This window comes from Streptomyces sp. NPDC050528, from assembly GCF_044457795.1.
Classification (GTDB): domain Bacteria; phylum Actinomycetota; class Actinomycetes; order Streptomycetales; family Streptomycetaceae; genus Streptomyces.
Genome location: NZ_JBITHH010000001.1, coordinates 1,527,362 through 1,551,960 on the forward strand (window position 1 = coordinate 1,527,362; position 24,599 = coordinate 1,551,960).

The 24,599-nt window shown below is 70.2% G+C and carries 22 protein-coding genes and 1 pseudogene; 9 read left to right on the forward strand and 14 right to left on the reverse strand.

The window, feature by feature from the left end:
* Positions 1-77: 77 nt before the first annotated feature.
* The 10 genes and pseudogenes from ACIBK4_RS07195 to ACIBK4_RS07240 form a co-directional block, all read right to left on the reverse strand.
* On the reverse strand, positions 78-1,601 hold the full coding sequence (locus tag ACIBK4_RS07195; protein ID WP_398992837.1) for an NADH-quinone oxidoreductase subunit N: 1,524 nt from the start codon (positions 1,599-1,601) through the stop codon (positions 78-80).
* Complete coding sequence (locus tag ACIBK4_RS07200) at positions 1,598-3,196, reverse strand: NuoM family protein (protein WP_398992839.1); 1,599 nt, start codon at positions 3,194-3,196, stop codon at positions 1,598-1,600. The genes ACIBK4_RS07195 and ACIBK4_RS07200 overlap by 4 nt, the downstream gene beginning before the upstream one ends.
* A gap of 6 nt (positions 3,197-3,202) precedes the next feature.
* Entirely contained in the window at positions 3,203-5,197 is a 1,995-nt protein-coding gene (locus ACIBK4_RS07205; RefSeq protein ID WP_398992841.1) for an NADH-quinone oxidoreductase subunit L, read from the reverse strand.
* The gene (nuoK, locus tag ACIBK4_RS07210) at positions 5,194-5,613 is read right to left on the reverse strand and encodes an NADH-quinone oxidoreductase subunit NuoK (RefSeq protein WP_398992843.1); all 420 of its coding nucleotides are present in this window, start codon (positions 5,611-5,613) and stop codon (positions 5,194-5,196) included. The genes ACIBK4_RS07205 and nuoK overlap by 4 nt, the downstream gene beginning before the upstream one ends.
* Positions 5,613-6,398, reverse strand: coding sequence for an NADH-quinone oxidoreductase subunit J (locus tag ACIBK4_RS07215; RefSeq protein WP_398992845.1), 786 nt, complete (start codon positions 6,396-6,398; stop codon positions 5,613-5,615). Before ACIBK4_RS07215 ends, nuoK begins: the two co-directional genes overlap by 1 nt.
* A 526-nt stretch (positions 6,399-6,924) precedes the next feature.
* Positions 6,925-7,480 (reverse strand): annotated as a pseudogene (locus ACIBK4_RS07220) (NuoI/complex I 23 kDa subunit family protein); the annotation flags it as partial.
* Positions 7,480-8,448: an NADH-quinone oxidoreductase subunit H gene (locus ACIBK4_RS07225; RefSeq protein ID WP_398992847.1), complete on the reverse strand. Its 969-nt coding sequence runs from the start codon at positions 8,446-8,448 to the stop codon at positions 7,480-7,482. The pseudogene ACIBK4_RS07220 and the gene ACIBK4_RS07225, both read right to left, overlap by 1 nt.
* Positions 8,445-9,734, reverse strand: a complete 1,290-nt coding sequence (locus ACIBK4_RS07230) for an NADH-quinone oxidoreductase subunit C (RefSeq protein ID WP_398992849.1) — start codon at positions 9,732-9,734, stop codon at positions 8,445-8,447. Before ACIBK4_RS07230 ends, ACIBK4_RS07225 begins: the two co-directional genes overlap by 4 nt.
* A complete protein-coding gene (locus ACIBK4_RS07235) occupies positions 9,731-10,435 on the reverse strand; it encodes an NADH-quinone oxidoreductase subunit B (protein ID WP_398992851.1) in 705 nt (234 codons plus the stop codon). Before ACIBK4_RS07235 ends, ACIBK4_RS07230 begins: the two co-directional genes overlap by 4 nt.
* A complete protein-coding gene (locus ACIBK4_RS07240; protein ID WP_398992853.1) occupies positions 10,426-10,872 on the reverse strand; it encodes an NADH-quinone oxidoreductase subunit A in 447 nt (148 codons plus the stop codon). The genes ACIBK4_RS07235 and ACIBK4_RS07240 overlap by 10 nt, the downstream gene beginning before the upstream one ends.
* A 362-nt stretch (positions 10,873-11,234) precedes the next feature.
* Here ACIBK4_RS07240 and ACIBK4_RS07245 point away from each other — a divergent pair, with 362 nt between their 5' ends.
* The 5 genes from ACIBK4_RS07245 to ACIBK4_RS07265 all read left to right on the forward strand — a co-directional run bounded on the left by ACIBK4_RS07245 (position 11,235) and on the right by ACIBK4_RS07265 (position 18,212).
* Positions 11,235-12,452 carry a sensor histidine kinase gene (locus tag ACIBK4_RS07245; protein ID WP_398992855.1) on the forward strand — a complete coding sequence of 406 codons (1,218 nt, stop codon included), beginning with the start codon at positions 11,235-11,237 and terminating at the stop codon, positions 12,450-12,452.
* Positions 12,453-12,601: 149 nt separating this feature from the next.
* Positions 12,602-13,945, forward strand: coding sequence for a sensor histidine kinase (locus ACIBK4_RS07250; protein WP_398992857.1), 1,344 nt, complete (start codon positions 12,602-12,604; stop codon positions 13,943-13,945).
* 301 nt (positions 13,946-14,246) lie between these two features.
* The gene (locus tag ACIBK4_RS07255) at positions 14,247-14,906 is read left to right on the forward strand and encodes a LuxR C-terminal-related transcriptional regulator (protein WP_398992996.1); all 660 of its coding nucleotides are present in this window, start codon (positions 14,247-14,249) and stop codon (positions 14,904-14,906) included.
* A gap of 296 nt (positions 14,907-15,202) precedes the next feature.
* Complete coding sequence (locus ACIBK4_RS07260; RefSeq protein ID WP_398992859.1) at positions 15,203-17,140, forward strand: 2-oxoacid:acceptor oxidoreductase subunit alpha; 1,938 nt, start codon at positions 15,203-15,205, stop codon at positions 17,138-17,140.
* Positions 17,133-18,212, forward strand: a complete 1,080-nt coding sequence (locus tag ACIBK4_RS07265; RefSeq protein ID WP_398992862.1) for a 2-oxoacid:ferredoxin oxidoreductase subunit beta — start codon at positions 17,133-17,135, stop codon at positions 18,210-18,212. The genes ACIBK4_RS07260 and ACIBK4_RS07265 overlap by 8 nt, the downstream gene beginning before the upstream one ends.
* A 68-nt stretch (positions 18,213-18,280) precedes the next feature.
* On the opposite strand, the gene ACIBK4_RS07270 is transcribed toward ACIBK4_RS07265, so the two are convergent.
* The 3 genes from ACIBK4_RS07270 to ACIBK4_RS07280 form a co-directional block, all read right to left on the reverse strand.
* Positions 18,281-18,469 carry a hypothetical protein gene (locus ACIBK4_RS07270; protein ID WP_398992864.1) on the reverse strand — a complete coding sequence of 63 codons (189 nt, stop codon included), beginning with the start codon at positions 18,467-18,469 and terminating at the stop codon, positions 18,281-18,283.
* Between the two features lie 143 nt (positions 18,470-18,612).
* On the reverse strand, positions 18,613-19,218 hold the full coding sequence (locus ACIBK4_RS07275; protein ID WP_398992866.1) for a DUF6082 family protein: 606 nt from the start codon (positions 19,216-19,218) through the stop codon (positions 18,613-18,615).
* Between the two features lie 145 nt (positions 19,219-19,363).
* The gene (locus ACIBK4_RS07280) at positions 19,364-19,762 is read right to left on the reverse strand and encodes a winged helix-turn-helix transcriptional regulator (RefSeq protein ID WP_398992868.1); all 399 of its coding nucleotides are present in this window, start codon (positions 19,760-19,762) and stop codon (positions 19,364-19,366) included.
* Between the two features lie 110 nt (positions 19,763-19,872).
* Here ACIBK4_RS07280 and ACIBK4_RS07285 point away from each other — a divergent pair, with 110 nt between their 5' ends.
* The 3 genes from ACIBK4_RS07285 to ACIBK4_RS07295 all read left to right on the forward strand — a co-directional run bounded on the left by ACIBK4_RS07285 (position 19,873) and on the right by ACIBK4_RS07295 (position 22,370).
* Entirely contained in the window at positions 19,873-20,727 is an 855-nt protein-coding gene (locus ACIBK4_RS07285) for an SDR family oxidoreductase (protein WP_398992870.1), read from the forward strand.
* Positions 20,728-20,826: 99 nt separating this feature from the next.
* Positions 20,827-21,840 (forward strand): EamA family transporter RarD, encoded by a 1,014-nt coding sequence (gene rarD, locus ACIBK4_RS07290; RefSeq protein WP_398992872.1) that lies wholly within the window; start codon positions 20,827-20,829, stop codon positions 21,838-21,840.
* Positions 21,841-21,881: 41 nt separating this feature from the next.
* On the forward strand, positions 21,882-22,370 hold the full coding sequence (locus ACIBK4_RS07295) for a VOC family protein (protein WP_398992874.1): 489 nt from the start codon (positions 21,882-21,884) through the stop codon (positions 22,368-22,370).
* Between the two features lie 10 nt (positions 22,371-22,380).
* On the opposite strand, the gene ACIBK4_RS07300 is transcribed toward ACIBK4_RS07295, so the two are convergent.
* The gene (locus tag ACIBK4_RS07300) at positions 22,381-23,736 is read right to left on the reverse strand and encodes a tetratricopeptide repeat protein (protein ID WP_398992876.1); all 1,356 of its coding nucleotides are present in this window, start codon (positions 23,734-23,736) and stop codon (positions 22,381-22,383) included.
* Positions 23,737-23,916: 180 nt separating this feature from the next.
* On the opposite strand from ACIBK4_RS07300, the gene ACIBK4_RS07305 reads away from it, so the two are divergent.
* Positions 23,917-24,471, forward strand: a complete 555-nt coding sequence (locus tag ACIBK4_RS07305; RefSeq protein ID WP_398992878.1) for a DUF6668 family protein — start codon at positions 23,917-23,919, stop codon at positions 24,469-24,471.
* Positions 24,472-24,599 lie beyond the last annotated feature (128 nt).

A 24,599-nucleotide genomic window follows, 5' to 3' on the forward strand; every position in this document is an offset into this window, starting at 1 on the left:
CGTGCGGCGCCGGGCGTGGGCCGTCCGGGTGAGGACGCTGGTATGTGCCGGTGGCTCAGGTGGTAGGTGCCGGTGGCTCAGAAGAGTCCGGTGTCGGCGAAGCGCAGGACCAGTTGGGGTGCTCCGGAGAGGGCGATCCCGAGGGCGCCGGTGAGGGCGAGCGCGGCGGTGAGGGGCGCGGGAACGCGGTGCTTGGCGTGCTCGCCGTCGGGGGCGCGGAACAGCAGGGCCGTCCACTGGAGGTAGTAGAAGAGCCCGATCACCACGTTGACGGCCATGACGACCGCGAGCCAGCCCAGTCCCGCGTCGACGGCCGCCGAGAACACGGTCACCTTGGCGAAGAGCCCGATGACGCCCGGCGGCAGTCCGGCGAGACACAGCAGGAAGAAGGCCAGGAGCAGCGCCGCGAGCGGGTTCGACGCGTACAGGCCGCGGTAGTCACTGATCCGGTTGAGAGCTCTGCTACGGCCCACCAGTGCGGCCACCGCGAAGGCGCCGAGGTTCACGGCCGCGTACATGAGGGCGTAGGCGACGGTGGAGCCGATCGACTTCTGGGCGTCCTCGGAGTACGCGGCGGCGGCGATCGGTACGAGGAGGTAGCCGGCCTGTCCTACGGAGGACCAGGCGAGCAGTCGTACCGCGCTGTACGCGCGCGTGGTCTGTTGGCGCAGGGCGCCCAGGTTGCCGACCGTCATGGTGAGGGCAGCCAGGGCGGCGAGTGCCGGGCCCCACACGTCGGCGTACGACGGGAAGGCGACGACGGTGACGAGGATCAGGCCGGAGAAGCCGACCGCCTTGCCGACGACCGACAAGTAGGCGGCGATCGGGAGAGGCGCTCCTACGTAGGTGTCGGGCACCCAGAAGTGGAAGGGGACGGCGGCCGTCTTGAAGGCGAAGCCGACGAGGGTGAGGGCGACGCCGGTCTGGGCCAGGGTGTGGAACTGGCCGTCGACGTGCTGGATGCGGTCGGCGATCCGGGTGAGGTACAGGGTGCCCGTGGTGGCGTACACGAAGCTGACGCCCATGAGGCTGACCGCGGTCGCGGTGACCGAGGACAGAAAGAACTTCAGGGCCGCTTCGGCGGACTTCTTGTCGCCGTGCCGGATGCCGACGAGGGCGAAGGCGGGCAGGGAGGCGACCTCCAGGGCGACGATCAGGGTCGCGAGGTCGCGGGAGGCGGGCAGGAGGGCGGCGCCCGCGGCGGAGGACAGGAGCAGGAACCAGTACTCCCCTTCGGGGAGTCCCTTGTCGGCGTCCTTCAGGGTGGTGATCGACAGGAGGGCCGCGACGAGGGCGCCGCCGAGAACCAGGAACTGGAGGACCAGGGTGAAGCGGTCCGCCGTATAGCTGCAGGCGGTCGCGTCGCCGGTGAGGCAGAAGGTGGCGCGGTCGCCGTCCAGGAGGGGCAGCAGCATGAGCGCGGAGGCTGCCAGGCCCGCGACCGACACCCAGCCGAGGAGGGCTTTTCGGGCCTCCTGGAGGAACAGGTCGGCGACGAGGACCACCAGGCCGACGACCGCCGTGATGGTGGGCGGTGCGATGGCGAGCCAGTCGACGGACTGGACCATCGACTCCGCGAGAGGCTGGGCCAGGGCGCTCATCGGGTGCCTCCTGCGAGGAGCTGCTGCACGGCCGGGTCGGTCAGGCCGAGGAGTGCCTTCGGCCACAGGCCGGCGGCGACGGTGAGGGCGACGAGCGGGGTCCACGCGGCGAACTCGTACGTCTGGACGTCGGCGAGCTTCGGCGCTTCCTGCGCGACGGCGCCCATGCAGACGCGGCGGACCACGGCGAGCATGTACGCGGCGGTCAGCAGGGTGCCGAAGGCCGCGATCGCCATGAAGGTGAGGAACGCAGGGCGGCTGAGGTCAGCGGCGGGCTTGAACGCGCCGAACAGCGCGAGCATCTCGCCCCAGAATCCGGCGAGTCCGGGCAGTCCGAGCGAGGCGACGGCGGCGAAGGCGAGCAGGCCACCGAGGCGCGGGGCCTTGCCGTAGAGGGCCGCGCCGGTCTCCTCGGCCAGGGTGTCCAGGTCGGTCGTGCCCGTGCGGTCCTTGAGGGCGCCGACGAGGAAGAAGAGCAGGCCGGTGATGAGGCCGTGGGCGATGTTGGCGAACAGCGCGCCGTTCACGCCGGTCGGGGTCATCGTCGAGATGCCGAGCAGGACGAAGCCCATGTGGCCGACGGAGGAGTACGCGATGAGGCGCTTGAGGTCGCCCTTCGCGCCCTGTCTGGCGAGGGCGAGGCAGGCCAGGGAGCCGTAGATGATCCCGACGACGGCGAAGGCGGCGAGGTACGGCGCGAAGGTGTGCATGCCGTCCGGCGCGATCGGCAGCAGGATGCGGACGAACCCGTACGTGCCCATCTTGAGCAGCACGCCGGCGAGCAGGACCGAGCCGACGGTCGGGGCGGCGGTGTGGGCGTCGGGCAGCCAGCTGTGCAGGGGCCACATCGGGGTCTTGACCGCGAGCCCGATCCCGATCGCCAGAACGGCGATGACCTGCACGGATGTGGTCAGCGAGCGGCCGTTGTCAGTGGCGAGTGCCACCATGTCGAATGTGCCCGCCTTGATTCCGATCAGGAGCAGGCCGAGCAGCATGACGACGGAGCCCAGCAGCGTGAAGAGGATGAACTTCCAGGCGGCCTGGGTCCGTTGGGCACCGCCCCAGCGGGCGATGAGGAAGTACATCGGGATCAGGACGGTCTCGAAGGCGAGGAAGAAGAGGATCAGGTCGAGGACGGCGAAGGTGGCGAGGGTGCCGGACTCCAGGACGAGGATCAGGGCGACGAACGCCTTCGGGGACGGGCCCGCAGCCCGCGGCGCCAGCCGCTGATGTTGCTGCTTGAAGTAGGAGTAGAGCGCGCAGAGGAAGGTCAGCAGCGCGGTCAGGACCAGGAGGGGGAGGGAGATGCCGTCGATGCCGAGGTGGATGCGCACGTCGAGTGCGGGGATCCAGCTGATGTCGGTCGTGGCCTGCATCTTCGAGGGGTGGTCGTGGTCGAAGCCGAGCGCGAGGACGATCGCGGCGATGAGGATCACGCCGGTCACGGTGACGCCGTGCCGTAGGACGGCCTGTTCGGGCGACTTCCCCTTCAGCCCGGGCGGGGCGGGCAGCAGGGCGGTGACGGCGCCGAGGAGCGGGCCGACGACGATGAACGCCAGAAGGACCTGCATCACGGACTCGTTGATATCGATCACGCCTGCTCACGCTCCCGTGGCGACGAGGAGGACGGCGACCGTCAGGACGACGGTGCCGGCGAGCAGCGCGCTCACATAGGTCTGCATATTGCCGGTCTGGGCGCGCCGTACGGCGGCTCCGAGGAGGCGGGACAGGGTGCCCGCGCCGCGTACGTAGGTGTCGACGACCTCGCGGTCGAGGAACCGGACGAGGCTCGCAGCGGCCAGCACCGGGCGGACGAACAGCGCCCCGTAGACGGCGTCCAGGTGGAAGCCGGTGGCCGCGTGGCGGTGCAGCGGGCCGAGTAGCAGGCGGCCCGGGTCCGCCGGGTCGGGTGCCGAGGCGACGTCTCCGTAGGCGGGTTTGTGGCTCGCGATGGCCTCGGCCTCGACGAGTCCGGCGTCGCCCTCCGGGTGGGCCGCGACGGCGCCCAGCGGTGCGCGGGCCGCGAGCGCGGTGGTGTGGCGCCAGGCGCCGTAGGTGACGATGCCGCCGACAAGGGCTACGCCCGTGCCGAGCACCGAGGTGGTGAGCGTCGGGGTGAGGTCGCGGCCGTCGAACCAGTCGGGGAGCACGCGGTAGGCGAGTCCGCCGAGGGCGAGGGACGGGACGGCGAGCACCCAGAGCACGGCGTTCATCGTGACCGGCTGCCTGCCGTGGTCGGGGGCCTCAACTCCCCGTCCGTGGAAGGCGAGCAACCACAGGCGCGTCGCGTACGCAGCGGTGAGGAGGGCGGCGAGCAGGCCGGCGACGAGGACGATCCAGCCCGCGGCGCCGGGGATGTGCGCGGTGTCTCCGGTGGCCGCGTGTTCGGCGGCGCCGAGGACGGACTCCTTGGAGAAGAAGCCGCTGAAGGGCGGGATCGCGGCGAGCGCGAGGAGAGCCACGGTCATCGTCCAGAAGGCGTCGGGGACGCGGGCGCGCAGGTTGCCCATGCGGGACATGGCGGCGAGTGAGTTGGTGCCGGAGGCGTGGATGACGACACCGGCCGCGAGGAAGAGCAGCGCCTTGAAGGCGCCGTGGGACAGGAGGTGGAAGACGGCGGCACCGCGGTCGCCGACGGCCAGGGCGCCGGTCATGTAGCCGAGCTGGCCGATCGTCGAGTAGGCGAGGACTCGCTTGATGTCGTCCTGGGCGAGCGCGGCGAGACCCGAGCCGGCCATGGTCACGGCGGCCATGACGGCGAGGACGACCATCGCGGCCGAGGACGACTCGAAGACCGGGAGAAGACGGGCGACGAAGTAGACACCGGCGGCGACCATCGTCGCGGCGTGGATCAGCGCGGAGACGGGGGTGGGGCCGGCCATCGCGTCGGGGAGCCAGGTGTGCAGCGGGAACTGCGCCGACTTGCCCGCCACACCGGCCAGGAGCAGCAGGGCGATCAGCGTCGGGTGGTGCAGGTCGCCGTTCGCGACGGTGCTCAGGACCTTGGTGATGCGGAAGGACCCGGCGTCGGTCGCGAGCGCGAACAGGCCGATCAGGAAGGGGACATCACCGAGTTTGGTGACGAGGAAGGCCTTGATGGAGGCGGCGCGGGCCTCCGGGGTCTCCCAGTAGTGGCCGACGAGGAAGTAGGAGCAGATGCCCATGACCTCCCAGCCGACCAGCAGCACGATCAGGTCGCCGGAGTAGACGACGAGGAGCATCGCGGAGGTGAAGAGGGAGACGAGGGCGGCGTACGAGGGGTAGCGCGGGTCGTCGCGCAGGTAGCCCGTCGAGTAGATCTGCACACAGGTCGCGACGAAGGCGACCAGGACGGCGACGAGGGCGGCGAAGCCGTCGATGTGCAGGGCGAGTTCGATCGGGACCGAGCCGGTGGGCGTGAGTTCGGTGGCGGAGTCGATGGCCGCGTGGCCGCCCTGGCGTACGGCGACGATCGCGGCCAGCGCGAGTGCGGCGAGCGACGGCAGGACGGCGAGCGGGCGGACGAAGCCGGGGGCGGTGCGGCCCAGGAGCAGGCCGGCCGCGGCGCCGAGGAACGGGAGGAGGGGGACGAGGACGGCGAGGGTGGTCGTGGTCACGCGGTGGCCTCAGCCTTCTTGGCCGCGGGGGGCTCTGTGCCGTCGCTGTGAGCGGCGTTGCTGTCGGGGCCGTCGCCGTCGGAGCCGTCCGTCTCGTGGCCCTCGGCCGTGTCGCGGAGCTTGTCGATGTCCGAGGTGCCGCGGCCCCGGTAGACCGCGAGGACGATCGCCAGGCCGATGCCGATCTCCGCGGCGGCGATGGCGATGGTGAACAGGGTCAGCGCCTGGCCGGAGTGCAGCTTCTCCTCGGCGGTCCTGCTGAGCCAGACGTCGAAGGCGACGAGGTTCAGGTTGACGGCGTTGAGCATCAGCTCGACCGACATCAGGACGAGGATCGCGTTGCGGCGGGCGAGGACGCCGTAGATGCCGGTGCAGAAGAGGAGGGCGGCGAGCACGGCGGGATAGACGAGGTGCATCAGCGGGCTCCCTTCTGCTCGGTGGGGTTGTTCCGTTCGGTGGGTTCGTTCCGTTGGGCGGATTCGCTCCGCTCGGCCGGGGCGTTCCGCTCGGTCGGATCGTTGCCTTGAGAACGGCTATTTCGCCCGAACGTGTGATTGCGGGAATCCGGGACGGATGGGGAACTACCGGTCGCGGTCCGGGAGTTCACAGGGGGAGAGCTCAGCTCCGACTTCGTCTTGCGGGACAGGACGATCGCGCCGACCAGGGCCGCGAGGAGGAGGACGGAGAGGGCCTCAAAGGGGAGGACCCAGTTCTGGAACAGGCTCGCGCCGGTCACCGCGGTCGAGCCGGCGGCCGGACCGTCCAGGTCCATCCAAGTCGCACGGAAGGCGTCGACGACGACCCAGACCAGGGCCGCCGCGGCGGCGACGGCCACGGCGAGGGCGGGCAGGCGGTTGCCGGAGTCGGCGTCCTGGGAGCGGCCGATGGGGGCCTTGGTGAGCATCAGACCGAAGAGAAGGAGGACGACGACGGAACCGACATAGATGAGGACCTGCACCCAGGCGATGAACTCGGCGGTGAGGAGGAGGTATTCGACGGCGAGACCCCCGAGGGTCACCACGAGCCACAGGGCGGCGTGCACCAGCTGCTTGGTGGTGACGGTGACGAGGGCGGCGCCGAAGGTGACCAGGCCGACGAGGAGGAACGCGATCTCGACGCCGGTCGGGGAGAGGAAGCCGTGGGTGTGGGGGGCGGCGAGGGGTGCCGTGGCGGTCACGGCGACGGTTTCGGCGAGGGTCACGACTGTCCCTCCGGTGGTTCGGTGGGGTCGGAGGGGGTGGTCGGCGGGGCCTCGGAGGGGTTGGTCGGCGCGGCTTCGGGGGCTTCTGGCGGCTCGGCCTTGGCAGGCTTGACGGCCTTGGCTGCTTCGGTGGCTTCTGCCGGCTCGGCCTTCGCGGCTTCGGTGGCTTGTGCGGGGTTGGTCTCGGCGGTCTCTGTGGCCTCGGCGGACTGGGGCTGCGGGGCCTCGGCGGGCTTGGTCTCGGCAGTCTCTGTGACCTCGGCGGGCTGGGGCTGCGGGACCTCGGCGGGCCGGGGCTGAGGCTGGGCGGTCCCGGGAGCCTCGGCGACGGACGGGGCCTCGGCGGGGCCCGCAGCCTGCGGGGCCTGTGCGGGCTTGGGTTGCGCGCCCTCGGCGACCTCCGCGGACCCGGGCTGCGCGGTCCCCGTGGGCTCTGCGGCCGGCATGGCCCTCACGGTCGCTGCGGATTCCACGGTCTGCGTGGCCTCCGTGGCATCCGCGGCATCCGCGGCATCCGCGGACTGTGCTGCTCCCCCAGGCTGTGCGGCTTCCGCAGCCTGGGTCGCGGCCAGCTTCTCGGCGGTCTTGTGGGCGGCGGCGATTTCCTTGGGCTCCTCCGCGCCGGGGTCGAGGGCCGGTGGGGCCGGGACCGTCCACATCCACTCGCGGAGTTTGTCGCGTTCGTGGGTGAGTTCGTGGATGTCGGTCTCGGCGTACTCGAACTCCGGGGACCAGAACAGCGCGTCGAAAGGACAGACCTCGATGCAGATACCGCAGTACATGCACAGGGAGAAGTCGATGGCGAAGCGGTCGAGGACGTTGCGGCTGCGCTCGCGGCCGCCCGGGGCCGCCGCCGGGACCGTCTCCTTGTGGGAATCGATGTAGATGCACCAGTCGGGGCACTCACGGGCGCAGAGCATGCAGACCGTGCAGTTCTCCTCGAACAGGCCGATGACTCCGCGCGTGCGGGGCGGGAGGTCGGGCTGGGTGTCCGGGTACTGCTCGGTGACGGTCTTCTTCGTCATCGTGCGGAGGGTGACGGCCAGGCCCTTGGCCAGGCCGGAGCCGGGGAACGGGGCCATCAGAGGAACACCACCTTCACGATGCCGGTGAGGGCGATCTGAGCGAGGGAGAGGGGGACGAGGAGAGTCCAGGAGAGCTTCTGGAGCTGGTCCTCGCGCAGGCGGGGATAGGTGACGCGGAGCCAGATGACGACGAAGGCGAGGAGCGCGGTCTTCAGCAGGGTCCACACCCAGCCGAGACCGTCCGCGCCCCACGGACCGTGCCAGCCGCCCAGGAAGAGGACGGTGGTCAAGCCGCACAGGACGACGATTCCGGCGTACTCGGCGAGGAGGAAGAGGGCGAAGCGGAGACCGGTGTACTCCGTGTAGGCGCCGAAGATGATCTCGGAGTCGGCGACGGGCATGTCGAAGGGAGGGCGCTGGAGTTCGGCCAGGCCCGCCACGAAGAAGACGATCGCACCGACGATCTGCCAGGGCAGCCACCACCAGTGGAAGGCGTCGAGGATGCCGGGGAGGGAGACCGTGCCGGCTGCCATCGCAACGGAGGCGGCGGTGAGCAGCATGGGGAGTTCGTAGGCGAGGAGCTGTGCGGCGGTGCGGAGGCCACCGAGGAGGGAGAACTTGTTGGCGGAGGCCCAGCCGGCCATGAGGGAGCCGAGGACGCTCACGCCCATCACCGCGAGGACGAAGAAGATACCCGCGTCCAGGAGTTGGCCGACGGCGCCCTCGCTCGGGCCGATGGGGATGGCGAGAAGGACGAGCAGGTACGGGAGGAGGGCTACGGCGGGGGCGAGTTGGAAGACACGGCGGTCCGCGCCCGCCGGGACGATGTCTTCCTTCTGGGCGAACTTCACGCCGTCCGCGACGAGTTGGGCCCAGCCGTGGAAGCCGCCGGCGTACATGGGGCCGAGGCGGCCCTGCATGTGAGCCATGACCTTGTGCTCGGTCTGGCCGACGATCAGGGGGAAGGTGAGGAAGACGACGAAGACGATCAGGAGTCGCAGGGCGACGTCGAGCGCGTCGTTCACTGCGGGCCTCCTGTGGGGGTGTCGGGGGTCGGGGGTGAATCGGGCCGTTCAACCGCGTCCGGATCGGGAGCAGTTGCTTCGGATTCCGGCTTGGCCTTGGCCTCGGGCTCGGACTCAGCTTCGGCTTCGGCCTCAGGCTGCTCGAACGCTGGGCGGGCGTTGTGCCACGGGGCGTCCGTGGCGCGGGGAGCGGTGGAGGGCTGGGCGGTGCTGCCCTCGGGCGATGACGCCGGTCCGTGTGACGGATCCGGCGCAGGTGCCGGCGCCGATGCCGGTTCCACCGCCGGCGCCTGTTGCGATGCCGAGCCGTCGCTCGCGCTGCGCGACCGGCGAGGGGGCCTCGCGCCCTCACCCGAAGGCGCCGCACCCCCAGCCGCACCCCCAGTCGGTGTCCCCTGACTCACCGACCCCTCGGAAGCCGAACGCGCCCGCCGCACAGGGCGATCACCCACCCCACGCACCGGGCTGTCCCCCGCCACACGTGCCGAAGACTCACCCGCCCCACGCACCGGACCGTCCCCCGCTACACGCGCCGGAGACGCACCCGCCGAACCGGCCGGAGACTCGCCCACCCCACGTGCAGGACGCTCACCCCCCGCCCGTACCGGACGCTCACCCGCAGCCCCACGCACCGGACGCTCCCCCGTCGCCCCACGCACCGGACGCTCCCCCGCAGCCCGCCCCGCCCCCCGTGCCGACCGAGCCGGAGCCGCAGGGAGCTGGCCCTTCAAGGGGCCCCATTCGTTCGGGTCGGGGACGCCCGGCGGGAGCATCTGGCGGCGTTTGGGGGCGCCGTGGTCGGACTCGCCCGGTTCCTTCGCGCCGGGCCAGGCCTTGGCCACCCGGGCTGCGAGGACGAAGTCCTTGCGGAGGGGGTGGCCCTCGAAGGTTTCCGGGAGGAGGAGGTGGTCCAGTGCCGGGTGGCCCTCGAAGTCGACGCCGAACATCTCGTGGGTCTCGCGTTCGTGCCAGGCGGCGCCCGCGTAGACGTCCACGGCGGTGGGCAGTACCGGCGTCTCGTGCGGAACTGTCGTACGGACGAGGAGACGGCGTACCGGTGACAGGGCCACGACGTGGGCCGAGACGTGGAAGCCGGTGCCTGGTTCGTCGACCGCGCTCAGCCAGTCGAAGTAGGTGCAGCCCAGGTCGTCGCGGGCGGTGCGCAGGGCGGCGAGCCAGGTGGTGGTGGGGACGTCGACCGTGAGGAGGTCGTAGGACTCCTCGGCCGTGGCCTCCGTACCGAACAGTTCCTCTACCGGAGCGGGCAGCCAACCGACGGCGGTCATCGGGCGTCCCCCGAGCCGGAGTTGGAACCGGAACCGGAGTCAGGGCCGGAAGACGAACCCGAGCCCGCACCCGCCGACCCCGCGCCCTGCTCACCAGCCCCACCAGCCACCGCCCCCGACGCAGACGCAGGCGCAGCCACCAACCCACTCTGCAGCGCAGCCGTAGAAGCCCGCCCCCCATCCACCCCGTACCGCTCCCCAAGCGACTCCCGGGCGATCTTCTCCTGGAGTTTGAGGATGCCCTGGAGGAGGGCCTCGGGGCGGGGCGGGCAGCCGGGGACGTAGACGTCGACCGGGATGATCTGGTCGACGCCCTTCGTCACCGAGTAGGAGTCCCAGTACGGGCCGCCGCAGTTGCTGCACGCGCCGAAGGAGATGACGTATTTGGGCTCGGGCATCTGCTCGTAGAGGCGTTTCACGGCGGGGGCCATTTTGTCCGTGACCGTGCCGGAGACGACCATCAGGTCGGCCTGGCGCGGGCCCGGTGCGAAGGGGATCACGCCGAGGCGGATGAAGTCGTGGCGGGCCATGGACGCGGCGATGAACTCGATGGCGCAGCAGGCGAGGCCGAAATTGAAGACCCAGAGGGAATAGCGGCGGCCCCAGTTGAGGACCACCTTCATCGGTTCGGGGGCGAGACGGGCGAGGGCGCCCAGCCGTTTCGGTTCCGGCAACATCACGGGCTCGGGGGTCACGTCCATGCCAGGACGCCCTTCTTGTATGCGTACAGCAGGCCCACGGTCAGGAAGCCGAGGAAGATGAACATCTCGACGAGGGTGGTCGCGCCGTAGCCGGGCGCGGCGAACACCGTCGCCCAGGGGAAGAGGAAGATCGAGTCGACGGCGAAGATGACGTACAGGAACGCGTAGACGTAGTACCGGACTTGGGTGTGGGCCCAGCCCTCGCCGACGGGGTCGACACCGCACTCGTAGGTGAGGAGTTTCTCGGGGGTGGGGACGACCGGGCGCAGCAGGCGGCCCGCGCCGAAGGCCACGGCGACGAAGAGCACGCCGACGACGGCGAGCAGTCCCACGACGGAGTAGGACCGGAAGTAGTCCGCCGCGACGACGACCACAGTCGGCTCCCGCACGGCCGACGACACAGTCCCCGGCACGGATTCCCGCAAGGTCGCTGACATGGATCCCGGCAAGGACTCCCGCACAGCCGCCGGCAAGGCCTCCTGCACCATCTCCCGCACGTCCGACCCCTCCTCCCACCTGATGCCCGCGCTACCCCGGTGACGCATGTGACCGCTGTGTTCGACGATCCGTACGCACGGGAGTCTAGGCCCTGTTAAAGGCACGGTAAGCAGCCCGTCACGCCTTGAGCTCCCCCTGACTTCCCCCTGACTTCCCCCTGCGCTCGACCCGAGCTCCCCCTGATCGTCCCCCTGATCGTCCCCCTGATCTCCCCCGGAATTGCCATGGTGGGGTTTCCCCCAGCAGACCCGGGCGGCGAACCTCATGGCGCCGGAGCGCGCCGCGCGGCACCCTGGCCCATATGACCGTACGCATCCCCTACGCCGACCCGGCGGCACCCGGCGGCGAGCTCGACGAGCCGTTGCCGCCGCCCCGCTTCGCCTACGACAGACAGACCTGGAAGGAGATCGCGCATCTCCTGACGAACCTGCCGATGTCGGTGTTCGGCTTCGTCTACGTCGTGACGATGCTGTTCGTCAGCGCCGGACTGACCGTCACGGTGGTCGGATTCCCGCTGCTCGCGCTGGGGTTGCTGGGCGCGCGGCTGATCGGGAAGTTCGAACGGGGCCGGGCCCGGCGGCTGCTCGGGGTGCGGATCGAGGAACCGAGCCCGTTGCCGTTGCGCAAGGGCGGCGGGCTGCTGCAACGCGTGTGGATGGCGCTCAAGGACCCGGTCGGCTGGCGGACGGTGCTGTACGACGGGATGCGTCTGCCCTGGGGCATCATCACCTTCACCATCACGCTGACCTCGCTGTTCGTGCTGTGGCCGGTGCTGCCGTACATCGCACGCGGGCTGACGAACGCGGACCGCACGATGGTGCGCGGCCTCCTCTCCCCCTCCGACGAGCTGGAACGCCGTATCGCCGAACTCGAATCCGACCGCGGCGTCGTGGTCGACACGGCGGCGGCGGATCTACGGCGGATCGAACGCGACCTGCACGACGGGGCGCAGGCCCGGCTGGTCAACCTGGCGATGGGGCTCGGCCTGGCCAAGGAGAAGCTGCTGGAAGGCCAGGCCGACGAGCACGTCGCCGCGATGGTCGACGAGGCGCACGGTGAAGTGAAGCTGGCGCTCCAGGAGTTGAGGGATCTGGCGCGCGGCATCCACCCGGCGGTCCTGACCGACCGCGGCCTCGACGCCGCCCTCTCCTCCGTCGCCACGCGCTGCACGGTTCCGGTGAAGGTGACGGCCGACCTCGGCGCCCGCCCGGCGGCCGCCATCGAGGGCATCGCCTACTTCACCGTCTCCGAGCTGCTCCAGAACATCAGCAAGCACAGCGGCGCCCGCACGGCATCGGTCGACGTGTGGCGGTCGGACGACCGGCTCCTCATCCAGGTCTGGGACGACGGCCGCGGCGGCGCCAACCTCGACGGCGGCACGGGCATGCGCGGCCTCGCCGAACGCCTCGGCGCGGTCGACGGCCTCTTCGTCCTCGACTCCCCGCCGGGCGGCCCCACGACGGTCACGGCGGAACTGCCCTGGCGCGAACGCACCGCCGACTCGGGCAACCGCCGATAGCACCCACGCACGCGCCCGGAACCGCGCCGGGGGTAGGGAAAACCCCCCACCCGGAACGCCGACGGACTCCATGGCTCCCCCGCCGCCCCTCGACCAGTCTGGAGATACGACAGCACGGCTGCGGAAACGAGTAGAACGGGACGACGTCGATGGCCACGGAGTACAGGCAGGGGTACGGAATGGACGGGACGTTCGACCGCGACGAGCGGCGCCGGCACCGGCTGCCGACCGCGTTGCGCGCGCCCCTGGAGGCGCGCAGCTGGCGGGAGTTCGGCTATGTCCTGCTGAGCCTGCCGATCAGCATCCTGCTCTTCACCTACGCCGTCACGATGGTGTCGCTCGGCGCGGGCCTGCTGATCACGTTCCTCGGCGTCCCGGTCCTGGCGGGCGCCCTGGCCGGCTGCCGCGGTTTCGGCGCGCTGGAACGGGCGCGGGCCCGCCGCCTGCTCGACCTGGACGTCGCCGACCCCGAGCCGCTGCGCATGAAGAAGAACGGCCCGATGGCCTGGATGGGCGCCGTCCTCAAGAGCGGCACGTCCTGGCGCCACCTCCTGTACGCCGTGCTGCACTTCCCCTGGGCGGTCTTCTCCTTCGTCGTCGCCCTCAACTTCTGGGCCTACGGCTGGGCCCTCCTGACGTACCCCCTGTGGTTCTGGCTCTTCCCGATGTACGGCGGCCAGGGCGGCCTGCAGCTCTACGGCGACCGGCACCACCAGATCTACCTGGACAACCCCTTCGAGATCACCGTCACCGCGCTGGTCGGACTCCTCTTCACCCTGGCCACCCCGTGGATCGTGCGGGCCCTGACGACGGTCGACCGCGTCATGGTGCACGGCCTGCTCGGCCCCTCGACCCTGGCGACCCGGGTTGTGGAGCTGGAGTCGGACCGGGGTGTCGTGGTCGACACGGCGGCGGCGGATCTACGACGGATCGAGCGCGACCTGCACGACGGGGCGCAGGCCCGGCTCGTGGCCCTGGCCATGGATCTGGGGCTGGCGAAGGAGAAGCTGACCGAGGACCCGGAGGCCGCGGCACGCATGGTGGGCGAGGCGCACGGCGAGGTCAAGACGGCGTTGCAGGAACTGCGCGATCTGGCGCGCGGCATCCACCCGGCGGTCCTGACCGACCGCGGCCTCGACGCCGCCCTGTCCTCCGTCGCCTCGCGCTGCACGGTTCCGGTGCAGGTGGACGTGGACCTGCCGTCCCGGCCGGCCGCCGCCATCGAGGGGATCGCGTACTTCACCGTGTCGGAGCTCTTGCAGAACGTCAGCAAGCACGCGAAGGCGACCTGGGTCGCGGTGGACGTGTGGCGGGTGGAGAACCGGCTGATGCTGCAGGTCGTGGACAACGGGGTCGGCGGAGCGGATGCCTCCGGCGGTTCCGGGCTGGCCGGTCTTGCCGGGAGGCTCGACGCGGTGGACGGCATCCTGGTGGTCGACTCACCGGCGGGCGGACCGACCCGGATCACGGCGGAACTGCCCTGGCGGGGCTGAGCGGGCGCGGAGTTCGCACAGACCGGACTCCTCCACCCCCAAAACCCTCAAAAACCCCATAACCCCCGCACCCCCACTACCCCCACCACCTTCCGCAGGCTGGGGTCCGATCTAACCACTCACCGCACCTGACAGTGGTTAGATCGGACCCCAGCCTGCACCACACCCCCAGCCTCGATTCCATCCCCCCGCCCGCGCCAAGTCGCGAACCCTGGAATGCTGGACCTGTCGTGTGGACGGACGCGAGTCGACGTGGGCCGGCAGGGCGGGCAATGGGGGGCCGAACATCGTGGAGGACAGGGTGCAGGTGGTCATCGCCGAGGATTCAGTGCTGCTCAGGGAGGGCCTGACCCGGCTGTTGACGGACCGCGGGCACGACGTGGTCGCCGGGGTGGGCGACGGGGACGCGCTGGTGAAGACCATCACCGAGCTGGCCGAGCAGGGCGCTCTGCCGGATGTGGTCGTGGCCGACGTACGGATGCCGCCGACGCACACCGACGAGGGCGTGCGGGCCGCCGTGGAGCTGCGCAAGGCGCATCCCGGTCTCGGCGTGCTCGTGTTGTCGCAGTACGTGGAGGAGCGCTACGCCACCGAACTGCTGGCCGGTTCCACGCACGGCGTGGGCTATCTGCTGAAGGACCGCGTGGCCGAGGTGCGCGAGTTCGTGGACGCCGTGGTGCGCGTGGCCTCGGGCGGTACGGCGCTCGACCCGGAGGTGGTCGCGCAGCTGCTCGGGCGCAGCCGTAAGCAGGACGTCCTCGTGCGGCTCACCCCGCGGGAGCGCGAGGTGCTGGGGCTGATGGCCGAAGGACGGACGAACTCCGCGATAGCCAGGCAGCTCGTGGTGAGCGACGGCGCGGTGGAGAAGCACGTCAGCAATATCTTCCTGAAGCTCGGTCTGTCGCCGAGTGACGGGGATCACCGGCGTGTTCTGGCCGTCCTCACCTACCTCAACTCCTGACAAACTGACACCGTGTCAGCTGTCCGGTCGCCGACCGGCGGTTGTTCATCGCCGTCAGTCCACTGTCAGCGCGCTGTCAGCGGAGTTCGAGAACCGGACACCGCACGGGAGCGTCGTCAAGGGAAGTGCCGGGGGGCGGGAAATCATGACAAGTCAGGGCGCCGGGCCGTCTCAAAACAGCGTCCATCATGCGAACGGCCGAAGGAAGGCGACCCTTACAGACGTAGGGTTGATCCTGGGAGGGTCGGCGGTACGACCATGCCCGGACAGCGTCCTCGAAGAGGAGGTCCAGTTCAGTGACCAGCCAGGTCAGTAGCCCAGCGGAGCAGGCCGACGGAGCCGACAGCACGTTGGTAGGGGAACAACGCAAACCGGCGGGGGTGAAGGACGTCCAACGCCTGGACCGGGTGATCATCCGGTTCGCCGGTGACTCGGGTGACGGTATGCAGCTCACCGGTGACCGCTTCACCTCGGAGACGGCGTCCTTCGGGAACGACCTCTCCACACTGCCGAACTTCCCGGCCGAAATCCGCGCCCCCGCAGGCACCCTGCCGGGGGTTTCGTCGTTCCAGCTGCATTTCGCCGACCACGACATCCTGACCCCGGGCGACGCGCCCAACGTGCTGGTCGCGATGAATCCGGCCGCCCTGAAGGCGAACATCGGTGACGTTCCGCGCGGTGCGGAGATCATCGTCAACACGGACGAGTTCACCAAACGGGCGCTGCAGAAGGTGGGTTACTCCGCCTCGCCCCTCGACGACGGTTCCCTGGACGGCTACAGCCTCCACCCCGTCCCTCTCACGACCCTCACCGTAGAGGCCCTCAAGGAGTTCGGCCTGACCCGCAAGGAGGCCGAGCGCAGCAAGAACATGTTCGCGCTGGGCCTGCTGTCGTGGATGTACCACCGGCCGACCGAGGGCACCGAGAAGTTCCTGAAGTCGAAGTTCGCGAAGAAACCCGAGATCGCGGCGGCCAACATCGCGGCGTTCAGGGCGGGTTGGAACTTCGGCGAGACGACGGAGGACTTCGCGGTCTCCTACGAGGTCGCGCCGGCCGCCACCGCCTTCCCGACCGGCACCTACCGCAACATCTCCGGGAACCTCGCCCTGTCCTACGGCTTGGTCGCCGCGTCCCGACAGGCGGACCTCCCGCTCTTCCTGGGCTCGTACCCGATCACCCCGGCCTCGGACATCCTGCACGAGCTGAGCCGGCACAAGAACTTCGGCGTACGCACCTTCCAGGCCGAGGACGAGATCGCGGGCATCGGCGCGGCACTGGGCGCGGCCTTCGGCGGCTCGCTCGCGGTGACGACGACGAGCGGCCCGGGCGTGGCACTGAAGAGCGAGACGATCGGTCTCGCGGTGTCGCTGGAACTTCCGCTCCTCGTCCTGGACATCCAGCGAGGCGGCCCCTCCACCGGCCTCCCCACCAAGACGGAACAAGCCGACCTGCTCCAGGCGATGTTCGGCCGCAACGGCGAGGCCCCGGTCCCGATCGTCGCCCCGTGCACCCCGGCCGACTGCTTCGACGCGGCGATCGAGGCGGCGCGCATCGCGCTCACCTACCGCACCCCGGTGTTCCTGCTGTCGGACGGCTACCTGGCCAACGGCTCCGAGCCCTGGCGCATCCCCGACATCGACGAACTCCCGGACCTGACCGTCCAGTTCGCACAGGGCCCGAACCACACCCTGGACGACGGCACCGAGGTCTTCTGGCCGTACAAACGCGACCCGCAGACCCTCGCCCGCCCCTGGGCCGTCCCCGGCACCCCCGGCCTGGAACACCGCATCGGCGGCATCGAGAAGCAGGACGGCACGGGCAACATCTCCTACGACCCCGCCAACCACGACTTCATGGTCCGCACCCGCCAGGCCAAGATCGACGGCATCGACGTACCGGATCTGGAGGTCGACGACCCGCACGGCGCGCGGACGCTGGTCCTCGGCTGGGGCTCGACCTTCGGCCCGATCACCGCGGCGGTCCGCCGCCTGCGCGGGTCCGGCGAGTCGATCGCACAGGCGCACCTCCGCCACCTCAACCCCTTCCCCCGCAACCTCGGCGCGGTCCTGAAGCGCTACGACCGGGTGGTGATCCCCGAGATGAACCTCGGTCAGCTCGCCACGCTGGTGCGGGCGAAGTACCTGGTGGACGCGCACTCGTACAACCAGGTGAACGGCATGCCGTTCAAGGCTGAGCAGCTCGCCACGGCTCTCAAGGAGGCCATCGATGGCTGAGACGTCCACGGAAGGCACGGGCACGATCGAGGCACTTTCACTCGTCCCCAAGGCCGAGGCAGTGCAGTCCATGAAGGACTTCAAGTCCGATCAGGAAGTGCGCTGGTGCCCCGGCTGCGGTGACTACGCGATCCTCGCGGCGGTACAGGGTTTCATGCCGGAACTGGGCCTCGCCAAGGAGAACATCGTCTTCGTCTCCGGCATCGGCTGCTCCTCCCGCTTCCCGTACTACATGAACACGTACGGCATGCACTCGATCCACGGCCGCGCGCCGGCGATCGCGACGGGCCTGGCGGCGAGCCGACGGGACCTGAGCGTCTGGGTGGTCACGGGCGACGGAGACGCGTTGTCCATCGGCGGCAACCACCTGATCCACGCCCTGCGCCGGAACGTCAACCTCAAGATCCTCCTCTTCAACAACCGGATCTACGGCCTGACGAAGGGCCAGTACTCGCCGACCTCCGAGGTAGGCAAGATCACGAAGTCGACCCCGATGGGCTCCCTGGACGCCCCCTTCAACCCGGTGTCGCTGGCGATCGGCGCGGAGGCCTCCTTCGTAGCGAGGACGATCGACTCGGACCGCAAACACCTCACCCAAGTCCTGCGTGAGGCGGCCGCCCACCCCGGCACGGCGCTGGTCGAGATCTACCAGAACTGCAACATCTTCAACGACGGCGCCTTCGACGCGCTGAAGGACCGCCAGCAGGCCGAGGAGGCGGTGATCCGCCTGGAACACGGGCAGCCGATCCGCTTCGGCGCGGACGCTTCGCGCGGCGTGATCCGGGACGCGACGACGGGCGACCTGAAGGTGGTCGACGTAACCCCGGAGAACGAGGCTCAGGTGTTGGTGCACGACGCCCACGCACCCTCCCCCACCACAGCCTTCGCCCTCTCCCGCCTGGCCGACCCGGACACCCTGCACCACACCCCGATCGGCGTGCTGCGCTCGGTGGAACGCCCGGTCTACGACACCCAGATGTCCGACCAGCTGGACACGGCGATCGTGCAGAACGGGAAGGGAGACCTGGCCGCGCTGTTGGCGGGCGGGGATACCTGGACGGTCGTGGGCTGAGGCCCCGCTCACGCGGAAGGGCCGGGGTGCGGTTCACGCTCCCCGGCCCTTCCCTGTGGCGCTGCTGATCAAGCGTCGGGGATGTCCCGCTTGGCCCGGAGCAGGGTGTCGCGGGTGATCACCACGATGCGTTCGTAGTCGGCGCGGGCGGCATCGGCCGGGAGGAGGGCGTCGAGTTCGTCGGTACGGTCGGTACCGATCACCGCGAAGTTGCCGTCGCTGAGTTCGAACAGGTCAGGGCATGTTTCGCCCGACATGGAGCCTCGTTGACGGGGAGAGTCGCCGAGACGGCGAGTGATGCGGACAGACCGGGACTCTTTGCTTGGCACTGAGGCGTCCTCTTCCGTACAGGGCCCCAACTCTGGGCCCCCCAGCCCCAAACGATAGAAGCTACCCCAAGTCACGAGGGTTCCGCGTCCGGTCCGACCACCCACCACTCGTCCGGATCGTCGGCGAGATCAGCCATGATCGCGTCCACTGCCTTGCCCACCCGAGCCTCCAACGACCCTTGGGGGAGGCTCTTTCGGTGTTCGTCGGTCATCTCCCAGTACTCCTGGAAGATCCGGTTGATGCACCACACCCGCATGTGGCCGATCAGTTCGTCCCAGTCGATGGCACCCAGGCGATGGTTCAGCACGATGGCGCTGTACTGCGCGTTGACGAAGAGCACCTGCCGACGCTTGACCTCCGACAGACCCTGCAGGGTGCTCAACGCCTCCGCCAACGCGGAGTCCGTCATGGCACGGCCCGTCTGTTCCGCCATGATGCGGTGCAGCTGAATCAGGTTGGCCTTCCGGAGCTCCTCGGTGAGGGACGCGACCTGGAGGAGAAGGTCGCGTGCGAGCTGCTCCAGACCGCTCGCACCCGATCCGTCAGCTGAATCGTTCCTTCGCGCATCCGAATTCTCCGTGGCCAATGCGAACCCCCGAGTCAGGCACCCGAACGTCGGCCTGCGGCCCCGTGGGCGGCACGGGAGACCGGCGCGCGGTTGGGCACAGCGCCCCACCCCAGCATGCCGGGCGGTTCAAGGCGGCGTGAGAGGCGGAGAGGGGGCGCATGGATGGACGTGCCGCTCATGTCAACCGACGCCCTGACATGTGTGTGCCCGGCGAGCGCCCACCGCACTCCTTCACCGCAGGCGTCGGCGCCCCTCAGTCCCGACCCTTCGCCGCGTCGTACACCTCCCGCGCCTCCAGCACCTCCCCCAACCGATCCTGGGTCCACTGAGCCAGCCCCTTCACCTGCACCGCCGCCTCGCGCCCCAGGTCGGTCAGGGAGTAATCCACCCGCGGCGGAATCACCGGCTTGGCATCGCGATGCACCAGCCCGTCCCGCTCCAACGTCTGCAGGGTCTGCGCCAGCATCTTCTCGCTCACCTGCCGCACCTGCCCGACCGCCCGCCGCAGTTCACTGAAGCGATAGGGACGGTCGATGAGCTCGATGAGGACCAGGACACCCCAGCGGGACGTGACGTGTTCCAGGACCAGGCGGTGAGGACACATCGCCTCCCGCACGTCACGACCACCGGACACCTCTGCACTAACTGCCATGCCAGTACCTTACTTCAAAGTGGGTACTTTCCACGAGTTAGCGCCTCCCCTAGGGTTAGTGCAACGCACCGCACCGCACCACGCCGCACACCCACAAGGAGCTGTCACCCATGAGCATCGTCGTCACCGGAGCCACCGGACACCTCGGCCGCCACGTAGTGGAGCAGTTGCTGGAGAAGGTTCCGGCCGACCAGGTCACCGCTGTCGTACGGACGCCGGAGAAGGCCGCCGACTTCGCGGAGCGCGGGGTGAAGATCGTGGTCGCGGACTACAACACCCCCGAGACCTTCGACACCGTCTTCGCCGCCGGCGACAAGGTGCTGCTGATCTCCGGCAACGAGTTCGAGAAGGGCCGCGTCGGCCAGCACCAGGTCGTCATCGACGCCGCGAAGGCCGCCGGCGTCGCACTCCTCGCCTACACCAGCGCCCCCGGCCCCCTCGCCGCCGCCCTGGCCGACGACCACCGCGGCACCGAGGCGGCGCTCCTGGCCTCCGGCCTGCCGTACACCCTGCTCCGCAACGGCTGGTACAACGAGAACTACACCGAGCAGCTGGCCCCCGTCCTGGAGCACAACGCCGTCGTGGCCGCCGCCGGCGACGGCCGCGTCTCCTCCGCGACCCGCGCCGACTACGCCGCCGCCGCCGTCACCGTACTGACCGGCGAGGGCCACGAGAACCAGACGTACGAACTGGGCGGCGACGAGGCGTGGAGCTTCGCCGAGTACGCGGCCGAGCTGAGCCGGCAGACCGGCAAGGAGATCGTCTACAACAACGTGCCGGCCGAGACGCTCACCGGCATCCTCACCGGCGCCGGCCTGCCCGAGGCGTTCGCCGCGATCCTCGTCGGCGTCGACGCGTCCATCGAGAAGGGCGAACTGGTCGTCACCAGCGGCGACTTGTCCCGCCTGGCGGGCCGCCCGACCACCCCGATCAGCGAGACGATCGCGCTCACGCTCAAGGGCTGACCCCCACCCCGGGATCCTCCGCCCCCGCGTGTCATGACCGTATAGCGATACGGGCATGACACGCGGGGGCGCTCGGCGCTACCTTCATGCTGGCCGGGCATGGCGTGCGCGAAGGAGGGACCCGTGAGCGGTAAGCCGAAGGGCGACCAGCACCACACAGGACTGCTGAACGGCTTCGCGGCCTACGGCATGTGGGGCCTGGTCCCGTTGTTCTGGCCCCTGTTGAAGCCCGCGGGCGCCGCCGAGATCCTGGCCCACCGGATGGTGTGGTCGCTGGCGTTCGTCGCCGTGGCCCTCCTGGTGGTCCGGCGCTGGGCCTGGGCCGGCGAACTCCTGCGCCAGCCACGCAAGTTGGCCCTCGTGACGATCGCCGCGGCCTTCATCACCGTCAACTGGGGCGTCTACATCTGGGCCGTGAACAGCGGCCACGTGGTCGAGGCCTCCCTCGGCTACTTCATCAACCCCCTGGTCACCATCGCGATGGGCGTCCTCCTCCTCAAGGAACGCCTGCGCCCGGCACAGTGGGCCGCGGTAGCCGTAGGCCTGGCCGCCGTGATCGTCCTGACGGTCGGCTACGGCCGCCCCCCATGGATCTCCCTCACCCTCGCCTTCTCCTTCGCGACCTACGGCCTGGTCAAGAAGAAGGTCAACCTGGGCGGCATCGAGTCCCTGGCCGCGGAGACGGCGATCCAGTTCCTCCCGGCACTCGCCTACCTCCTCTGGCTGAACTCCCAAGGCACCGCGACCTTCACCCAGGAGGGCCCCGCCCACGCCACCCTCCTGGCCTCCACGGGCATCGTCACCGCCCTCCCCCTCGTCTGCTTCGGCGCGGCCGCGATCCGGGTCCCCCTGTCGACCCTGGGCCTGCTCCAGTACCTGGCCCCGGTCTTCCAATTCCTCCTGGGCATCCTGTACTTCCACGAGTCGATGCCCCCGGCACGCTGGGCGGGCTTCGCACTCGTATGGCTGGCCCTCATCCTCCTGACGACGGACGCGTGGCGCACGGCGAGGAAGGGCAGGGCGAAAGCGGCGGCGATACGGCGGGACAAGCCCACGGCTCCCGGCACGAACCCGCTGGACACGGCGAACCCGGCGGACACGGTAGAGGCGTAGTAGCCCAGCAGGCCCACGGCACCGATGCCAGAGTGAAGCCCATGACACAGACACCCGCCCCCGCACCCTCCGCACCCCCCACCCCCCTCCACTGGAAGCTCGTCATCGACGCGGCCGACCCCCACGCGCAGGCGGACTTCTGGGCGGCCGCGCTTCACTACGAGGCCGAGGACAACAGCGCGCTCGTCCAACAGCTGCTGGAAATGGGCGCGTTGCCCGCGGCGGCGACCGTCGACTTCCACGGCCGCCCGGCCTTCCGCGACCTGATGGCCGTACGGCACCCCGACGACCCCTACGACAAGGACCGCGGCACGGGCCTGGGCCGCCGTCTGCTCTTCCAGCGGGTCCCGGAGCCGAAGACCGCCAAGAACCGCCTCCACCTCGACCTGCACCCGGGTCCGGACCACCGCGAGGCCGAGGTGGAACGCCTGACGACGCTGGGCGCAAGCGTCCTGCGCAGGGTGACGGAACCGGCCGGCTCATGGGTCGTGATGACGGACCCCGAGGGCAATGAGTTCTGCGTGGCCTAAGGGACAGGGCTCATTCAGCAGCCTTGCGAGCGCGCTCCGTGAGGCGGCCCATGCGGGCGCGAGCGGATTCCAGTTCCTCTATGTCGTCCACGGCGGGCCCGTCCTCGGCGGTGAGTTCGGTCCACAGGTCGATGAGGTCGCGGCCGAGGGCGAGCCCCTGCTCCGGGTCGCGCACGGCACGCCAGGCGGTGGCCGCGCTCTGGATGTTGCCGTAGGCGGCCTCCGCGTCGTGGGCGCGGTGGCGGATGTGGGCGAGGTCGAGGGAGAGATGGAAGGAGCGGAGCGGGTCACCGGCCAAGTAGGCGATGTAGGCGGCGAGTTCGCGCAGCCGTAGGACTTCGGGGTGTTCGGGTCCGAGACCGCTCGCAGCGTCCGCGACGGTCCGTTCGGCCAGCCCTGCGGCCTCCTCGATCCGCCCCGCCTTGACGGCGTCGTTGATCCGCACCATCGGCTCGATGAGAAACGCGGTCCCGGCTCCGTCGGTGGTCACCGGTTCGTCCCCCAGCACGGCCTCGGCCACGGCATCGAACCCACGGGCGGGCGTCGGCTTGGGGTCGGGTTCCGGGGCGGTGAGAACGAGGTCGGGGATGGGCGCGGGCCGGGGGGCCTGCGGAACGGGCGCGGGGGCGGCCCCGTACGCCGGGTCGGGTTCGTACGCCGCATCCGATACGTCCGTGAACGACGGCGCATCGGCAACCGGCGCCGCGTCCATCACCGGCGGCGGTCCGAACGCCCCGGTGGGCGCCTGCACCGCCCCCAGCGACGCACCCCCCTCCGCCGACTCCGGCACGGCGTGCAACGGAAAGGTGGGCGCCGACTCCCCCACCGACTCGGGCACCGCCCGCAACGGAAAGGTCGGAACCACACCCCCGTCAGCCCCCGAATCCACGACGGCCCGCAACCGATGAGTCACCGGGTCACCACTCGACGCCCGAGACAGATCCTCAGGTCCCCCCACGGATTCCGGCTCCACGACGTCCGCAGACACGGCAGGCGGCAGCGCGGGCACAGGCGGAACCCCACCCGCACCCGTACTGACACCCACACCGACCATCGCCCAGGGCTCCGCCGAGAAGTGGCTGGACCCGTCCGGATCGATCTGAAGCGGAACGACGTACCCGATCCGGTCGTCGTGGATGGTGGCGTGGACCGAGTGTCCCGTGGCATTGGCAATGCGATGGAGGTGACTCAGAACCGCCTGCTGGACCTCTTCGCCCGCGGCGACCGCGACCGGCACTCCGCCGATCGACGCACCGCCGGCGCCGGGACCGTCCACAGGTACGCGTACCTCGAAAGGTGACGCCGCGGGTGCCGAGCGTGCGGCTCGCTTCTGTTCCCGCTTCTTCTCGCGGCTGAGTCGAGTCATCGGTTCCCTCACTCGCATGCGTCGGGGAGTCGGCGCAACCACTCCCCAGCGTCAAGATCCGTTCCTACGCGTACTGTTGAGTCTCTCCGCTCCCTCCCGGTTCCCAGGTCACCGCGACGTCACAGCCTCGTCCCAGGAGTTCCGAGAGGACCGGAAGAGCCACGAGGGAGGAGCTCGGTCATGCAGACAGGTGGACGGCAGGGCCCGGAGATCTGGCTCCGAGGACCGGTACCACTACCGGTGGACCCCGGTCCCCAAGCCCCCGAGCACCCCTCCAGTATCCCCACTGCCATCCCCACGACCACCCCCGCCGCCGCCCCCCGCCGCTTCTCCTGGGTGGCCACCCACGGCGGCACCGGCGTCACCACCCTCGCCTCGGTCTACGGCGGCCAGGACTGCGGCCGCGACTGGCCGGGCCCGGGGGACCCGCCCTCGATCCTCCTGGTCGCCCGCACCCACGCGGCCGGCCTGGCCGCGGTCTCCCGGGCCCTGGAGGTCTTCCGCCGCGGCGAGGCACCAGCGGGGCTGGACCTGGACGCCGTAGTCCTGGTCGCGGACGCCCCCGGCCGCCTCCCCCGCCAGCTGACCCCCTACGTCAAGGCCATCGAGTCGGTGATCGACGTCTACCACGTCCCCTGGGTCCCGTCCTGGCGCCTCGGCGACCTAACCGGCCCCCCACCCCGAGAAACAGAAGCCCTCGCCCGCCTAACAGGCACACCCCGACGCCCGCACTGACCCCCACTGGGCCGGTACGGCCCATGCCCCCTTGCCCCCACGCGCCCGCAGCCGCCGACGAACCGGGAGCGGGTCGTGGCGGTACGGCGCAGCCCGCCGCTCAGCCGGCACCAACCCGTTCAACCATG

Excerpts from the sequence above, each read along its gene's own strand:
- ACIBK4_RS07195 (WP_398992837.1), bottom strand. The coding sequence starts at position 1,601 with ATGAGCGCCCTGGCCCAGCCTCTCGCGGAGTCGATGGTCCAGTCCGTC.
- nuoK (WP_398992843.1), bottom strand. The coding sequence starts at position 5,613 with ATGCACCTCGTCTATCCCGCCGTGCTCGCCGCCCTCCTCTTCTGCACC.
- ACIBK4_RS07230 (WP_398992849.1), bottom strand. The coding sequence starts at position 9,734 with ATGACCGCCGTCGGTTGGCTGCCCGCTCCGGTAGAGGAACTGTTCGGT.
- ACIBK4_RS07235 (WP_398992851.1), bottom strand. The coding sequence starts at position 10,435 with ATGGACGTGACCCCCGAGCCCGTGATGTTGCCGGAACCGAAACGGCTG.
- ACIBK4_RS07240 (WP_398992853.1), bottom strand. The coding sequence starts at position 10,872 with ATGTCAGCGACCTTGCGGGAATCCGTGCCGGGGACTGTGTCGTCGGCC.
- ACIBK4_RS07245 (WP_398992855.1), top strand. The coding sequence starts at position 11,235 with ATGACCGTACGCATCCCCTACGCCGACCCGGCGGCACCCGGCGGCGAG.
- ACIBK4_RS07250 (WP_398992857.1), top strand. The coding sequence starts at position 12,602 with ATGGCCACGGAGTACAGGCAGGGGTACGGAATGGACGGGACGTTCGAC.
- ACIBK4_RS07265 (WP_398992862.1), top strand. The coding sequence starts at position 17,133 with ATGGCTGAGACGTCCACGGAAGGCACGGGCACGATCGAGGCACTTTCA.
- ACIBK4_RS07270 (WP_398992864.1), bottom strand. The coding sequence starts at position 18,469 with ATGTCGGGCGAAACATGCCCTGACCTGTTCGAACTCAGCGACGGCAAC.
- ACIBK4_RS07280 (WP_398992868.1), bottom strand. The coding sequence starts at position 19,762 with ATGGCAGTTAGTGCAGAGGTGTCCGGTGGTCGTGACGTGCGGGAGGCG.
- ACIBK4_RS07285 (WP_398992870.1), top strand. The coding sequence starts at position 19,873 with ATGAGCATCGTCGTCACCGGAGCCACCGGACACCTCGGCCGCCACGTA.
- rarD (WP_398992872.1), top strand. The coding sequence starts at position 20,827 with ATGGCGTGCGCGAAGGAGGGACCCGTGAGCGGTAAGCCGAAGGGCGAC.
- ACIBK4_RS07295 (WP_398992874.1), top strand. The coding sequence starts at position 21,882 with ATGACACAGACACCCGCCCCCGCACCCTCCGCACCCCCCACCCCCCTC.
- ACIBK4_RS07300 (WP_398992876.1), bottom strand. The coding sequence starts at position 23,736 with ATGACTCGACTCAGCCGCGAGAAGAAGCGGGAACAGAAGCGAGCCGCA.
- ACIBK4_RS07305 (WP_398992878.1), top strand. The coding sequence starts at position 23,917 with ATGCAGACAGGTGGACGGCAGGGCCCGGAGATCTGGCTCCGAGGACCG.